The sequence below is a fragment of the Sulfitobacter sediminilitoris genome, from assembly GCF_010667575.1.
Lineage (GTDB): Bacteria > Pseudomonadota > Alphaproteobacteria > Rhodobacterales > Rhodobacteraceae > Sulfitobacter > Sulfitobacter sediminilitoris.
This window is the reverse complement of sequence record NZ_JAABNT010000016.1, coordinates 21,581-37,192: the sequence shown is the minus strand read 5'-3', so window position 1 is coordinate 37,192 and position 15,612 is coordinate 21,581. Positions and strand designations below refer to the sequence as shown.

Genomic DNA, 15,612 nt, shown 5'->3' with positions numbered 1-15,612 from the left:
TGTCCTGACATCCGGGTGTAACAGGCGTTTACGTGTAGAGCGTAAACGCCTTTTTATTTGCCTGCCGAATTAATCAACCTCAGATTTCCGTACCGGAACGCTTGCGCAACCGAGAGTTTCCGCCCATCTTTCTGATCAGCAAAAACAAAGGTCCAAAACGTGACCATAGGGGAGGATTGGCAATGAGATATGCCAGCATGGAAGACCGCAATGCGATCGAGGCAGAAATGCCATGGGAGAAGCGTGACGTTCCAAAGACACTTTACGGACAGGTGACACAGACAGCGACCAGGTTTCCGAACCACAATGCTGTAAGCTTTCAGCTTTTGTCGGGGCCAACCGACAAGAAGGAAACTTTCACTTGGAAGCAACTTCACGGCAAGATCAGTCAGGCGGCAAACCTGTTCCGTTCTCTTGGCGTTGGTCCAAAAGACGTGGTTGCCTATGTGCTGCCCAATTGTAACGAGACCATTCTGACCCTTCTGGGCGGCGCCGTCGCCGGGATCGCTAATCCTGTGAACCCCCTGCTCGAGCCTGAACAGATAGGCTCCATTCTGCGTGAAACAGGTGCGAAGGTCGTTGTGACTTTGCGCCCCTTCCCAAAGACAGATGTTGCTGAAAAGACCGCAGCTGCGGTCAAACTGGCGCCCAACGTCAAGACCGTGCTGGAGGTGGACCTTAACCGCTACCTCACGCCGCCCAAGTCATGGATCGTTCCACTGGTACGGCCAAAGTTGACCACAACGAACCATGCAAAATACCTGAACTTCAATACCGAACTAAACAAACAGCCGACGACGTTGTCTTTCGAGGATGTACAGGAAGACCGCGTGGGCTTCTACTTCCATACCGGTGGCACAACTGGCATGCCGAAGGTTGCACAGCATCTCTATTCGGGTGCGATCTACAACGGCTGGCTGGGTGCCACCACGTTGTTGAACGAAGATGACGTGATGCTGGCACCGCTGCCGCTGTTCCACGTGATGGCCTGTCAGGTGATGTTGATGGGCGCTGTTGCCTCTGGTGCGCATGTGGTCTTCCCGACGCCGCAGGGTTACCGAGGCGAGGGTGTCTTCGACAACCTCTGGAAACTGGTTGAACGCTATAAGGTCACTTTTGTCTGCTCTGTCCCGACGGCGCTGGCCGCGACGATGCAGGTGCCGGTCAATGCAGACATCTCGACCGTCAAGACCGCCTTCTCCGGCTCTGCTCCCCTGCCGCTCGAACTGTTCAAGCGGTTCGAGGAAAAGACCAAGATGACCATCGTCGAAGGCTACGGCATGACCGAGGCGACCTGCCTTGTCTCTGGCAACCCGGTTGATGGCGAAAAGAAGGTCGGCTCCATCGGTATCCCGTTCCCGTATACGGACATCAAGATCGTCAAAGGCTCTGCCGAAGGCGATGTTGAGGCGGGCGTGGATGAGATCGGCGAGATTTGCGTGTCAAACCCTGGTGTATATGTCGGCAACACCTATACCGAAGCGGATAAGAACGTAGGCCTTTACTACAAGGACAAGTACCTGCGTACCGGCGATCTGGGCCGCGTCGATGCAGACGGTTATCTCTGGATCACCGGCCGCTCCAAGGATCTTATCATCCGCGGTGGTCACAACATCGACCCGGCTGAGATTGAAGAGGCGCTTCTTGGACACGAGGCTGTTGCCTTTGCCGGTGCCATTGGCCAGCCAGACGCGCACGCGGGGGAACTGCCTTGCGCCTTTGTCGAACTGGTCGAAGGGGCATCGGTCACAGAGCAAGAGCTGATCGATTTCTGCAAGGAGCACGTCACCGAGCGTGCGGCGCAGCCCAAGCACATCAAGATCATGCATGAGCTGCCAAAGACGGCGGTGGGCAAGATCTTCAAACCTGACCTGCGCAAGGATGCAATCATCCGCATCTACGATTCCGCGCTTGAGGGTGCCGGGTCTGCCGCCCGCGTGGCCAATGTGATCGATGACAAGAAGCGCGGTCTGGTCGCCCAGGTTGCCATGAACGGCGCGTCGGATGACGAGGTCGATAAGGCGCTGGGCAGCTTCACCCGTCCATGGGAAAAGGCTGCGTGAACGAACCTGACTATCGGCGTTTGATAGACGCCGAGATGTGGGCTTATATCGAGCGGTATGATGCAAGCTATCCGCCTGATGCGGTTGATCTGCCCATAGAAGGTCAGCGTGACGTCTATGACGCCATGTGCAAGATCTTTCATCAGCCGCGCCCGTCGGGCGTGGCTGTTTCTGATCGTGCATTCGGCGGCGTTCCGTGCCGGGTTTACGAGGTAGCGGGCAGTGATGTGACCGTCGTCTATTATCACGGCGGAGGGTTTGTCGTGGGTGGTTTGGAAAGCCACGATGACATCTGCGCCGAGATTGCCGCGCGCACCGGTTTTGACGTGATTTCAGTAGATTACGGATTGGCACCAGAGGTGACCTTTCCCGGCTGCTTTGATGACGCGTGGGCGGCATTTGACGCCATCGCAACAGATCGTTCAGGCGATATCGTGCTGGCTGGGGACAGTGCCGGGGGCAATCTGGCAGCCGCCGTCGCGCATCACGCGCGGGGGCGTGTTGATGGGCGCGTAACCGGGCAGGTGCTGATCTATCCGGGTTTGGGCGGGGACACCACCAAGGGGTCCTATCTAAAACACGCCAACGCACCGCATCTCACGATGGCCGATCTGGCGTTCTACCGCACAGTGCGCATCGGCGGGGCGGAACCGCCCGAAGATGATCCGCGCTATGCTCCTCTCAGTGACAGTGATTTCAGTGGCTTGCCGCCTACAGTTGTTGTGACGGCGGAATGTGATCCGCTGGCCAGCGACGGCGAAAGCTACCGCGATGCGGTGATGTTGGCGGGCGGCAACGCGGTCTGGTTCAACGAACCGGGGCTTGTCCACGCCTGCCTGCGGGCGCGGAACATGTCCAAGCGTGCAGCGGTATTCTTTGACCGTGTGATTGACGGTATAGCGAACGTCGGGCAGGGCCGCTGGCCCTATTGATCAGGCGCTCAGGAAACTCTCTGCTTTCATGGTGTCAGCGATGGGCGCACCAAGGCGTGTCAGGATCGTTGGCGCCAGTTGCAGCTGGTCGATGACCGTGTCCTCCCTTGGACCCTGAGCTGGGCCGAAGTAATAAAGCGCGGTTTCCTGTTGCAACGGCCCCCGCCCGCCGTGATGGCCACGTTCGTCTTGTCCATGATCGGCTGTCACAATGACCTCGTACCCCGCGCCAAGCCATTTCGGGATGAAGGGTGCCAGCATTTCATCCATGACCGCGCAGGCGTGGTCCATTTCCTGACAATCGTGAAAAAAGCGGTGCCCCATGCTGTCCAATGTGCAGGTGTGCAGCATCCCGTAATTCAGTCCAAAGCGCAGGCATAGATTGGTCAGCGTCGCAAAAAGATCAACGTCAGAGGGCGTCATCTGGTTGGCGTGGCCATAGCCCGTCATCGTGTGAAAGCGACCGTGGTTGATGGTCTTGCTGTCAGGTTCGTCATATTCGATATCACGAACGTAATCAAAGGGATGGCGGTTAAAGAACTCAGACCAGAAGCTGTGCGCAACGCCACCTGTGACGCCACCGGCTTCGCGGACCTGGCTAAAGACATCCTTGTGTTTCAGGCGAAAGACATTGCCGTTTCCGGTGCTGCCATGCTCTGCGGGGGCCACGCCGGTGTGAATTGATGCGTAGCAGGACGCAGAGATGGATGGCAGAACGGCGCGGTGTTTCCACACCCGCGCATCCCCGCTATCGACCCAGCCTTCTAGATTGCCAAACAGTCGGCGAAAGTTGCGGTAGGGCACCCCATCAAGGATGATAAGCAGCAGTTTGTTGTCCATGGCGGGGTCTCCGGTTTTGTCCAATCGTTTGTGGCGCAGGGGACGCGTCAGCGCAACGCAGTAGCCCTAAAAAACGGCATGCGCGCCGCGTGAAATGGTCACCTCGCCATTGGCGAGCGCGTGGTAAAATTCCGTCAGAGTGTCAGATCCGAATTCTGGTGTCGCCTCAGCCTCGTAACGGCACGTCTCTGCGTTCCAAAGCAACATGGATTCTGTAGCATAGTAGTGGCCGATGCGGGCCAGTTCCGCCTTGGTCGCAATCCGTTCACTGAACCTGCCGCCAAGCGAAAGAGTACCCGCAATGGCGCTGATCACACGGGGTGAAACACTGCGAAACCGGGGGGAAATGCCAAGTGCGTCAAAGAGGGCCTTTCCCATGTCACGTGGGGTAAGCGCAGGTCCGGGGCCTCCGATGGGCAGGATGGCGTTCTGACGGGCAGAATCGGTCAGACAGCTGGCGATGAACCGCCCAAGATCCGCATCACTGATCGGCTTGCAGGCGGTCAGTGTGCCGTCACCGAACATGAGATACGGTTTGCCAGCGCGCAGACGATCCAGCTGACCTGATAGCGATTTGAAGAACGCAGTTGGGCGCACAATGGAATAGGGCAAACCAGAGCGGATCAGCGTGTCCTCGAAGGCCAGCTTGGCATGCTGGAAGGCAAGCCGCGGTTTCTGGACACAGATGGCCGAAATCAGCACGAAATGACCGACGCCTGCGTGCTTTGCCGCCGCCAGCAGATCAAGGTTCGCACCGTGATCGACAGCCCACGCATCCGATGGCGTGCCACTGCGCGAGGCAAGGCACGAAACGACGCTGTCGATCTTGTGACTGGCAAACACTGCACTGAGCGCACTTGTGTCCTGCATCGATCCTGTAACCGCTTCAATCCCTTCGATGTCAGGTGCGGTTCGTCCATATGCAATGACACTTTGGCCATCATCGCGCAACGCCATGGCGGCGGCCCGGCCTGCTGTGCCCGTGGCACCGCAGATCAGAACGGTTTGTGCATGCGCGGTCATGATACCGGCGTCAGTTGCCCGCGCTTTCCATTTTGCGGTGCTCCAGAACCTCTTCCAGCCAACCCAGCTTCATCTCTGGAACAGACGACAGCAGCAGGTCCGTGTAATCATCGAACGGAGGTGCCAGAACCTGCGATTTGGGGCCATACCGGACCACCGCGCCCTGATACATCACGGCGATGCTGTCCGCGATCGCCTTCACCGTCGCCAGATCGTGCGTGATGAAGAGATAGGACACATCCTCGATCTTTTGCAGCTTCAGAAGCAGCTTCAGAATGCCGTCCGCAACAAGTGGATCAAGCGCCGATGTCACCTCGTCACAGATGATCAGCTTTGGCTTGGCCGCAAGCGCCCGGGCGATGCAGACACGCTGCTTCTGACCGCCCGACAATTCCGCCGGATAGCGGTCCTGAAAACCGTCACCCAGTTCGATCTCGTCCAGCAGTTCCTGAATGCGTTCCTGTTTCGCCTTGCCACGCAGGTTGAAATAAAATTCCAGCGGGCGTCCGATGATCGTGCCAACAGTCTGGCGCGGGTTCATCGCGGTGTCGGCCATCTGGTAGATCATCTGCAATTCGCGCAGGTCTTCAAGGTTGCGCGTCGGAAGATCCGGCGTCAACGTGCGACTGTCAAAGGTGATGGTGCCATCCGATGGCGGCAGCAGACCGGTGATGACGCGGGCGAGGGTGGATTTGCCAGAGCCGCTTTCCCCGACGATGGCGAGGGTCTGGCCAGGATGCAGTTCTACATTCACGTCCTTGAGAACGTCGAAATCCGTACCCCTGTACCGGGCCGTGATATGCTCGACCTTCAGCAACGGATTGTCGGTCGGCTTCTTCTCTTCATGCTTGATAGAGCGGACAGATACGAGGGCCTGTGTGTATTCTTCCTGCGGATTGTTGATGATCTGGTCCGTGGTGCCGTACTCAACCATGGAGCCCTGTTGCAGCACCATGATGTGGTCTGACACCTGCGCCACAACCGCAAGGTCGTGCGTGATATAAAGCGCCGCTACACCGGTGTCGCGGATCGCTTCCTTGATCGCGGCCAACACATCAATTTGCGTGGTTACGTCCAAAGCGGTGGTCGGTTCGTCGAAGACCACAAGGTCCGGTTCAGGGCACAGGGCAAGGGCCGTCATGCAGCGTTGCAACTGACCGCCAGAGACTTGGTGAGGGTACCTGTTGCCGATGTTTTCAGGATCGGGCAGGCCCAGTTTCCGGAAAAGCTCGATTGCGCGGGCCTCTGCATCTTTCTTTGAAAACTTGCCCTGCAGGATGGCCGCTTCGGTCACTTGCTCCATGATTTTCTTGGCCGGGTTGAACGAGGCGGCGGCAGATTGCGAGACGTAGGTGACTTCACCGCCACGTAACCGGCGGACGTCTCCGATGCGTGTTTTCAGAACGTCGCGCCCGTTGACCCAGACCTCGCCACCGATGATCTCCACACCGCCACGGCCATAGGCCATCGCGGCAAGGCCGATGGTGGATTTCCCGGCACCGGATTCCCCGATCAGGCCCAGAACTTTGCCCCCATCAAGGTCAAAGTCGACGCCGTGCACGATCTCTATGTCGCGAGGGCGTTCGCCGGGGGGATAGATGGTCGCGCCGATCTTGAGGCCACGGACCTTGAGCAGTGGTTCGGTCATCCTCGACCCCCTTTCAGCGATGTGGTGCGGTTCAGGATCCAGTCCGCGACAAGGTTGATCGATATACAGAGCGTCGCGATTGCAAAAGCCGGATAGAGCGCTGCGGCGATGCCGTAGTTGATGCCTTCCTTGTTCTCTTTCACGATCCCGCCCCAATCGGCCAGCGGCGGCTGCACACCAAGACCAAGGAAAGACAGGGTCGAGATGAAGAGTACCATAAAGATAAAGCGCAGGCCCATTTCCGCTACCAGCGGTGACAGGGCATTGGGCAGGATTTCACGGAAGATGATCCAGCCGATCTTCTCGCCCCTCAGCCGCGCGGCCTCGACGTAATCCATCACGGTGATGTCCACGGCGACGGCCCGTGCAAGACGGTACACGCGGGTCGAATCCAGCAAGCCCATCAGCAGGATCAGGATCGTCATGGTTGTCGGCATCACCGACAGTACAACAAGCGCAAAGATCAGCGACGGGATGGACATGATCAGGTCGACGAAACGGCTGAGCACTTGGTCGATCCAGCCACCGGACACGGCGGCAAAGAAACCAAGGATAGAGCCGGTCGTAAAGCTGAGGATCGTCGCCATCGTTGCAATAAAGATCGTCGTTTGCCCACCGTAGATCAGGCGTGTGAGCAAGTCTCGTCCGATGCTATCCGTGCCCAGCAGGAATTGATCAGAAGGCGGTTCCCACACATCCCCCACCACCTCGGCCATGCCGTAGGGTGCAATGAGGCCCGCAAAGATCGCCATGAGAAAGTAAAGACAGGTGAAGAACAGGCCGATAAGGGCCGCAACTGGAATATTCCTCATTTCGGATGCCTCAGCCTTGGATTGGCAAGGATCGACACGATGTCAGCGATCAGGTTCAGCCCGATGTAGACTGCGGCAAAGATCAGACCACAGGCCTGCACCACCGGGACGTCCCGTTTGGACACGTGATCCACCAGGTATTGCCCCATGCCGGGATAGGCGAAAACCACCTCGACCACGACAACACCCACGACAAGGTAGGCGAGGTTCAGCATGACCACGTTCACGATGGGCGCGATGGCATTGGGGAAGGCGTGCTTGCGGATGATCGACAGCATCCGCATGCCCTTAAGCTCGGCCGTTTCGATATAGGCCGATTGCATCACGTTCAGGATCGCCGCGCGCGTCATGCGCATCATGTGGGCAAGAACGACCAGCGTCAGCACCATCACGGGAATGGCAATCGCGTTGAGCTTTTGCCAGAGGCTCATGCCGTCGTTGATGATCGCCACGGATGAGAACCATCCAAGCTGGATCGAGATCCAGTAAATCAGGACATACCCGATCATGAATTCAGGGATGGAGATCGTCGTCAGCGTCACGGCAGAGATCAGTTTGTCAGGCCACCGGTCCTTGTAGCGGACGGCAAGCAGGCCCAGAAAGATGGCCAGCGGGACCGAGATGACGGCCGCCCAGAAGGCAAGGAAAAGCGTGTTCGACAGGCGTGAGCCAAGGCTTTCGGCAATGTCGCGGCCATTGGTCAGCGCGGTGCCGAGGTCTCCGGTCAGGAACCCGCCAAGCCAACTGAAATAGCGTGAAACCGGTGGCTCGTTCAGGCCAAGCTCCCTGCGCAGGTTGGCAAGGCTTTCGGGCGTCGCCGACTGGCCGAGGATTTGTTGAGCGACGTCGCCGGGCAGCATCATCGTGCCGGCGAAAATCAGGATTGATGCAGCAAAGAGCAGCATGATGCCCAGCGCGACGCGCTGGGCAATGAGTTTCAGGATTGGGTGCATGACCGCAGAACGCCCTTAGGCGTCCTTTACCCAGCACTTGATCGCGGCCTTGTTGTTCATCATGCCGCCATTCGGGTCGGTGATCCAACCGCCCAGATTGTTGGACACGCCAGACACGAAGTCATTGAACATCGGCAGGATCAGACCGCCTTCGTCGCGCAGCATCCGGCCCATCTTGGAATAGATTTCCTTGCGCTTGGCAGTGTCCAGCTCAGCTTTTGCAGCGTTGAGCATCGCGTCGAACTCAGGCCGCTTCCAACGTGTGTCGTTCCAGTCGGCTGTGGACAGATACGCGGTGGAATACATCTGGTCCTGCACCGGACGACCACCCCAGTAGGACGCACAGAAGGGCTGTACGTTCCAAACCTCGGACCAATAGCCGTCATTTGGCTCGCGCTTGATTTCCAGCGGGATTCCAGCGGCTTGTGCAGTCTGCTGGAACAGGGCCGCAGCATCGACCGCACCGGGGAAGGCACCGTCAGCAACGCGCAGGATGATCGGAGAGCCGTCGTGACCGGATTTGGCGTAATGCTCCTTGGCTTTCTCAATCGAGTGCTCACGCTGTGGGATTGTGTCATCGAACAGCGGATAGGACGCGTTGATCGGCATGTCGTTCCCGATAGAACCGTAACCGCGCAGGATCTTGTCGACCATTTCCTGACGGTCGATGGCATACTTCAGCGCCAGACGCAGTTCGTTATTGTCAAACGGTGCCGTGTCGATGTGCATGATGAACACATAGTGGCCACGGCCGGAAGCGGATTGAACGCTCAGGTTCGGCGCGCGGTCCAGCAGGCTGGCGACCTTGGGATCAACGCGGTTGATGGCATGCACCTGACCGGACTGCAAAGCAGCGGTCCGGGCGGTCGCATCGTTCAGCACCAGTTGCTCAACCTCATCGGCCCAGCCACGGTTTTCGCTGTCCCAATAGTCATCGCGACGCTTGAAGGCGTGGCGCACGCCCGGCTCGTCGATCTCGATGGTGTAAGGGCCTGTACCGATGCCGGCACCGGGATCGTCCATGCCGCCGTTGGGCTGGATCATCAGGTGATAATCGCCCATCAGGAAGGGCAGGTCGGCGTTGGGGGTGTCCAGCTCGACGATAAAGTTGTCGCCATCGACCTTCATGTTGGCAATGCCTTTCATGATGCCCAAAGCACCCGACTGGCTGTCGTCGTTGGAGTGGCGCTGCATGGTTTTCAGCACGTCTTCCGGCGTCATGTCCTTGCCGTTGGAGAACGGAATGCCCTTGCGGATCTTGAAGGCCCATGTCTGCGCATCGGCGGATGCTTCAACGCTTTCCGCCATGCGGTATTCGATCTCGCCTTCGGGGCTGATCTCGACCAGCGTTTCACCCCAGCAGCGCAGGTTGTTGAGCGGAACTTCGGAGGCGGTCAGCGCCGGGTCCTGGGTGTTTGTGGATTCACCACCAGAGGAGCCGATTTTCAACATGCCGCCACGCTTGGGCGTGCCGTGGCCGTCAGCAGCGGCGCTTTCGGCCAGCATCGTATTGGCGACAGCGGCGGTGACGCCGAGGGCGGCTGCGCGGCCTACGAATTCGCGGCGCGTCATCAGGCCCTTGGCCACTTTGCCACTGAGGTATTTCAGTTCGTCATTCATTTCAGGTCTCTCCCGTTGGAATCGCGTTTGGTGCGACTTTTGTTGATTGATGGGTCAAGTTTGCGCATTTCCGGCATGCTCGCAAGGTTTAATCCGGCTGATTATGTTGCGATCCGATTACATGTGATCGCGTGGAATGCTCTGTGTTAGGTCGCGCTCAAAGATCAGTTCGTCGTTCTCAAATGCTTCCATGCGCGCGCTTAGATGGAAGTGCGTTGCATCAGAAGTCATTTCGCAGCTCGCCTCGGTGCGCAGGCGCAGGTCGTCGCGCTCCAACTCATCCGTCCAGTGACAGGACCCCTGCGCAGAATTGGGATCGTCGGGATGAATGCGCCAGCGCTCGCGGGCGATGGTGCTGGTAATCAGGCCATGATCGCAGTCGCGGACGCGCCCGAAATCATCCTCAATCACCAGATCGACATGGCCCGTCACCATATCGACCTCCTGTCGGCGGATGTGGTTTTCGGGCCGCAGGGTTTCGATCTCCCACGGGTCGGCAGCGGTGGGCGGCTCAAAAAGATGTTCGTTGCCGCCGGACGTTGGCCGCTGGGGCAGGGCGATCTGACCTGCAGTCAGACTAAGGTTGGTCTTTTCCGGGGAGGGCCAGATCAGCGGCCAATAGGCGTTTGAAATCGAGACCCGCAGGCGGTGTCCCTTGGGCACGCGGTAAGCGATATGATCCAGCGCAAAGCTGATTTCTTCGGCCTGTCCGGGGGGGAGCGGCCGGGGATCAGCGGCGCCTGCGCGATGGCTCAGGTTCAGCACACCGTAGGTGATCCGCGTCGCGGCACCGTCTGGATGAATGTGGTTCAGGCGCACGGCAATCTGCGCCTGTGGCCGGTCGCTTGATACGGTGAGCGTGATCTTCGGTGCACCGACGATGTCCATGTCCGTGGTCAGCGGTCCACTGTCAAAAGTGGTCGACAGCGCATCGTCACGCCGCTGGTCGCCGGGCATTTCGGGCCCAAGCCAGATGGCGCAATACTCGCCCGCATCCGCGCCGCAATGCGCCGGTGAGGCGACAGTCTTGGTCAGGGTTCCCGCAGTCGATGACAGACTTTCGTCCGTCAGGTGCAGGGTTTTGGTCTCAAGGTGCGAGGTTGCGCCTTCGGCTTCCGCGATCCATCGACCGGGACGTTCAAAATACCACGCAGCGGGACGCGTGCCGTCCATCAGATACGCCCGATAATCGGGGTCGTCCTCTACCCCGGTGTCGAGGTCCTTCAACCAGCGATCCCACCAGCGCAGCGCCTCTTGCAGAAAGCCGATGCGCGGCTCTGGCACGGCAAAGTGCGGATACTTGTGAACCCACGGGCCAACAATGCCCTTGGCAGCCGGCAGCGCCTCAACAAGTTGTGGAACAGCGTTCTTGTAGGCATCACCCCAGCCGCCAACCGCCAGCACCTTGGCTTTTAGGGCGCTGTAATCCTCAATCACGGACCCATGCCGCCAATAAGCGTCGCGGCGCTGGTGGCGCAGCCAGAGATCAGGCAGAAACGGTTCGGCTTCCAACCGCTCCAGCCACATCTCGCGCCAGTTCTCGCGCAGGGCGGGGTCTGGCGCACGGGACGAATAGGACCACATCGTCGCACCCCAGCCGAGGTTCTCATTCAGCAGGCAGCCGCCCTTGTAGTGAATGTCATCCGCGAAACGGTCCACGGTCGAGCAGAGCGTGATCACCGCCTTCAGCGGTTCGGGTCCAAGCGCCGCAACCTGCAAACCGTTAAAGCCGCCCCAGCTGATACCCATCATGCCAACGTTGCCGTTGCACCAGGGTTGCGCTGCCAGCCAGTTGATGACTTCGACCGCGTCGGCCTGCTCCTGCGGGGCGTATTCGTCCTCCATGATGCCTTCGCTGTCGCCATTGCCGCGCATGTCCACGCGCACACAGGCATAGCCGCGCATCGCGAACCACGGATGGGTCAGCGCGTCACGCGCGCAGGTGCCGTCGCGTTTGCGATAGGGCAGGTATTCCAGGATCACTGGGACCGGATCGTCATCGGCATCCACTGGCTTCCAGATCCGCGCCGAGAGGCGGCAGCCGTCAGAGAGGGTAATGCCGAGGTCGGGCTCTTCGGTGATGTCGCGAAGGGTGTTCTGAGTCACAGTCATGCGGCAACCCTTGGGGGCGCAGAATTTGTTGTCAACTGTTGCTTGTGTGCCATTCTGACGAAATGCGAATGCAATTCCCCTTGGAAATGAATCGTATAGGTCTGCAAATGGAGAAATGGCTGAGCTGACAAGGCACACCAAAGGGTAGAATTTGCGGAAGGATTCAAAAAAAATATAGCCAAACAGGCGTTTAGCAGGTACCCAAAGATCAGAAATACTATGCACGGTTCGCTTGAACGGACCGGCAATAAACAGAAGTCACGCATTGAACGGGCTTCGAGGTAGAGTGGTGGTGTTATGAAGGCGATTGATTTCGTCGTCCGCGATAGCGCGGGCGGATTGCAGCGTGGGGTTGTGCCAAGCGAGGCGCGAAGCCATGTCATCCAGGCCGGATCAGGCCAGCAGATTTCCCTTAATCTCCGACAGGTCGACTTGCAGTCGCATCAGCGGCAAGGCGATGATCTTGTGATCACGCTCAGCGACGGTCGTGAGATCACGATTGATAATTACTTCAACGGTTCGGGGACGCCCAACCGGCTGTTCATATCGGCGGACGGCAACCTCAACGAGGTGGCTTTCGTGGATACAGGCGCGGGAGAACTGTACGCGCAATTCGGGCCGTCCGAACAATGGGGCAAGTGGAGCCCTTCGGATGATCTGATCTATCTTGGGCGCACGGAACTGGCGGCTGCCGGCGTGGCGGATGATGAAGTTTCCATGTTCGCGGCCCCCTTGCTGGGCGCGGGCCTTCTGGGCGGCGGCGGTGCAGCTGCCGCAGCTGTTGTTGGTGGCGCTGCCGTCTTGGGCACCGGTGGCGGCAACAGTGATGGCGGCAGCGGTGGCGGCGGCGGTGTGGGCGGCAGAGGTGGTCGAGACCTGTCAGTTGATCCTACATCAACAACCCTGACAGCAGCACAGACATCGGCGGCGACAATTCCGCGCCGCATTCCGCCACAGTTTCAGGCGGCGGAGCACCCGGCGACCGGGTCGTAATCATACTGGGCGACAAAGAGGTCGAGACCGTTATCGGAGAAGATGGCACCTTTATCGTTGTCTTCGAGGGTGAGAATTTCCCTGCTGATGGCTCTTACGAGGCGATCTGCACATGTTACACGGTGGATGGCCCTGTCGTTCTCGATGGTCCGGGCTTTGTCATCGACACCACGCCTCCGCTGATCGAAGTAACGTCCGGCACAGAGTCCGTTCAGGACTTCTTTAACGCCGTGTCCTTTGCCGATGGCGTGACGCTGACCGGCACAGGCGAGGCGGGTGCATCCGTCATGGTCACCATTGCCGGAATCGAACAGATCACCACGGTGGGTGCAGATGGCACCTGGTCCGTAAGCTGGGCAGCAGGCACGCTTGAGGGCGGCGAATACTCGACGGGCGTGACAATCGTGACATCCGACGCCTTCGGCAACACTACTACAGTGATCGATACGGTTGTGATCGACACGATCTCTGAAGTGACCATTGCGACCGAGAGCGTCGAAACGGATGGCATCGTAAACGCAGTCGAACGCGAAGATGGCGTGACGCTGACAGGTACCGCGCAGCCCGGCTCAACTGTTGTTGTGACTTTTGGAACGGGCACGCATGAAGCCACGGTAGATGCGGCAGGCAACTGGTCGGCAAACTTCGCAATGGGCGAAGTGCCAACCGGTGAAATGCAGGCCGAAGTGACGGCAACCGCGACCGATGCCTTTGGCAATGTCAGCAGCGCCTCGGGCATGGTCGATATCGACACCCTGGTGCGCGACTTTGCCTTTACCGGGACAACCGGCGGGGCGGACGGCGTGATCAACGCCGAAGAAGCAGCACAAAATCTGGTGATGACCGGCACGACAGAGCCCGGCTCAACGGTTCAGGTTTCCTTGGGCGGTGTGACGCACAGTGCAACGGTTTCAGTGGATGGGTCCTGGACAGTGACCTTTGCCGCCAATGAAATTCCGTCAGGTCAGCAGACCGCCGTAATGACAGCCGTGGCCACCGATATCGCAGGCAACATCGACACCATCACGCGTGACGTCGAAATTGACCGCGACGCGGGTATCCTGACGATCAGTTCGGCACCGGTGGAAGGGGATGATATCGTCAACGAGGTCGAGGCCAGCGATGGCGTCGTTATCACCGGTACCTCCAACCCCAATGCGATCGTGACCGTGACCATGGGGGGCGTCAGCAAGACTGTGACTGCCGATGCAGGCGGCAACTGGCAGGCGAATTACCTCAATTCCGAAGTGGCGCCGGGCGTCTATACCGCGCAGATCACCGCGACGACCACCGATCCGGCGGGCAATACGCTGAATGCCTCTGACAGTGTCGAGGTTGATACGCGGGTCGATAACCTTGGCGTGCGCGCCGATATCATCGAAGGCGATGGCGTTATCAACGGGGTGGAACGGACCGATGGCGGCGGCGTGCTGATCACCGGCACGACCGAGATCGGCTCGACTTCTGTTGTTGTTACACTGAATGGAGTGGCCGTGAACGCGCAGGTTGGGGCCAATGGGACATGGACCGCGAACTATACACCTGCCCAGGTCAGCCCCGGCACCTATACGGCCAGCATTTCGGTGCAGGCGACGGACCGGGCGGGCAACACCGCCACCGTATCTGATGTGGTCAACATCGATACCGAAGTCGTTCCGCTGAACATGGCGGATGGCGCGGGGGGCTATGACAGCACCGTCAACATCGCCGAAGCAGCCACCGGCATCGATCTCGGTGGCCAGGTGGAGGCAGGCTCGACCGTCGTGGTCAATTTCGATGGAACCAATCACACCGCCTTTGTCGATGCGGCCGGCAACTGGTCTGTCACGATCCCGCCTTCGGCAATCCGGGCAGGCAGCTACAATGCGGCCATCACGGTCAGCGCGACTGACGCTGTCGGTAACGTGGATACAATCAGCGACACGCTGGCGATTGACACAGCAGCGCCCGAAGGGCCGGTCATCGCGTCCTATACCCGTGACGGCGACGGCATTCGCGGCATCTCGACCGAGATCAGCGCAGACGATCTGGATGTCTATCAGGTGGCCGAGAACGGGTCGATCACTGAGATCGGCGCGCGCAGTCAGGATTTCGGCAACGAAACGAACTTCCAGTTCAATTCCGACGTGCCGGACGGTTCGCATCTTGTGGTCACGGCCACAGATCAGGCCGGCAACACTTCGGGCACCTACGTGGTGCTGGACGATGAAGTCGCCAGCACCTCTGTTACGATGAGCAACCCCGGTCTGGGGAACTACAACATCGAAACGGTCGACCTCAGCTTTGCCGAGGAAGGTCGCCTGACAATCGACGAAGCTGCACTGCTGGCGCTGTCGAGTAATTCGAACGAGCTGACCATCATCGGTGGCTCTGACGACGCCGTCACCATTCAGGGGGCGACACGACAAGGCTCTGATGGCTTGGGCAACGATATCTATTCCTTGGGCAGCGAAGGCACGATCATCATCGACGATGATATCAACGTGACGACCTGACCGATTGAACAAGAGGCGCGGGCGGCAAATGACCCGCGCCCTTACATAAATGTACCGCTAAAGGCAGGACATGGGGCAAGGTGTAAAAAGGGCAGTCGTCTGCTGTGCAGCAGCATTCGCA

11 protein-coding genes are annotated in these 15,612 nt (G+C 59.0%); 4 read left to right on the top strand and 7 right to left on the bottom strand.

What is annotated here, in order from left to right:
- The first annotated feature begins 182 nt into the window (after nt 1-182).
- Together GV827_RS19065 and GV827_RS19060 are read left to right on the top strand one after the other, a co-directional pair.
- Nucleotides 183-2,063, top strand: a complete 1,881-nt coding sequence (locus GV827_RS19065; protein WP_164355412.1) for an acyl-CoA synthetase — start codon at nt 183-185, stop codon at nt 2,061-2,063.
- Nucleotides 2,060-2,995 carry an alpha/beta hydrolase gene (locus GV827_RS19060; protein ID WP_386333156.1) on the top strand — a complete coding sequence of 312 codons (936 nt, stop codon included), beginning with the start codon at nt 2,060-2,062 and terminating at the stop codon, nt 2,993-2,995. The genes GV827_RS19065 and GV827_RS19060 overlap by 4 nt, the downstream gene beginning before the upstream one ends.
- On the opposite strand, the gene GV827_RS19055 is transcribed toward GV827_RS19060, so the two are convergent.
- The 7 genes from GV827_RS19055 to GV827_RS19025 form a co-directional block, all read right to left on the bottom strand.
- Nucleotides 2,996-3,835, bottom strand: a complete 840-nt coding sequence (locus GV827_RS19055) for an alkaline phosphatase family protein (RefSeq protein ID WP_164355410.1) — start codon at nt 3,833-3,835, stop codon at nt 2,996-2,998. It lies immediately after the preceding gene.
- Nucleotides 3,836-3,901: 66 nt separating this feature from the next.
- On the bottom strand, nt 3,902-4,858 hold the full coding sequence (locus GV827_RS19050; protein WP_164355409.1) for an NAD(P)H-binding protein: 957 nt from the start codon (nt 4,856-4,858) through the stop codon (nt 3,902-3,904).
- 10 nt (nt 4,859-4,868) lie between these two features.
- Nucleotides 4,869-6,506, bottom strand: coding sequence for an ABC transporter ATP-binding protein (locus GV827_RS19045; RefSeq protein WP_164355408.1), 1,638 nt, complete (start codon nt 6,504-6,506; stop codon nt 4,869-4,871).
- Complete coding sequence (locus tag GV827_RS19040; RefSeq protein ID WP_164355407.1) at nt 6,503-7,318, bottom strand: ABC transporter permease; 816 nt, start codon at nt 7,316-7,318, stop codon at nt 6,503-6,505. Before GV827_RS19040 ends, GV827_RS19045 begins: the two co-directional genes overlap by 4 nt.
- Complete coding sequence (locus GV827_RS19035; protein WP_164355406.1) at nt 7,315-8,271, bottom strand: ABC transporter permease; 957 nt, start codon at nt 8,269-8,271, stop codon at nt 7,315-7,317. Before GV827_RS19035 ends, GV827_RS19040 begins: the two co-directional genes overlap by 4 nt.
- A gap of 15 nt (nt 8,272-8,286) precedes the next feature.
- Entirely contained in the window at nt 8,287-9,891 is a 1,605-nt protein-coding gene (locus tag GV827_RS19030; protein WP_164355405.1) for an ABC transporter substrate-binding protein, read from the bottom strand.
- A 117-nt stretch (nt 9,892-10,008) separates the two neighbouring features.
- Nucleotides 10,009-12,003, bottom strand: coding sequence for a CocE/NonD family hydrolase (locus GV827_RS19025; RefSeq protein ID WP_164355404.1), 1,995 nt, complete (start codon nt 12,001-12,003; stop codon nt 10,009-10,011).
- Nucleotides 12,004-12,300: 297 nt separating this feature from the next.
- Here GV827_RS19025 and GV827_RS23700 point away from each other — a divergent pair, with 297 nt between their 5' ends.
- Nucleotides 12,301-12,996, top strand: coding sequence for a BapA prefix-like domain-containing protein (locus GV827_RS23700; RefSeq protein WP_235930449.1), 696 nt, complete (start codon nt 12,301-12,303; stop codon nt 12,994-12,996).
- Nucleotides 12,997-13,118: 122 nt separating this feature from the next.
- Entirely contained in the window at nt 13,119-15,491 is a 2,373-nt protein-coding gene (locus GV827_RS19020; protein WP_328823188.1) for a beta strand repeat-containing protein, read from the top strand.
- The last annotated feature ends 121 nt before the right edge of the window (nt 15,492-15,612 follow it).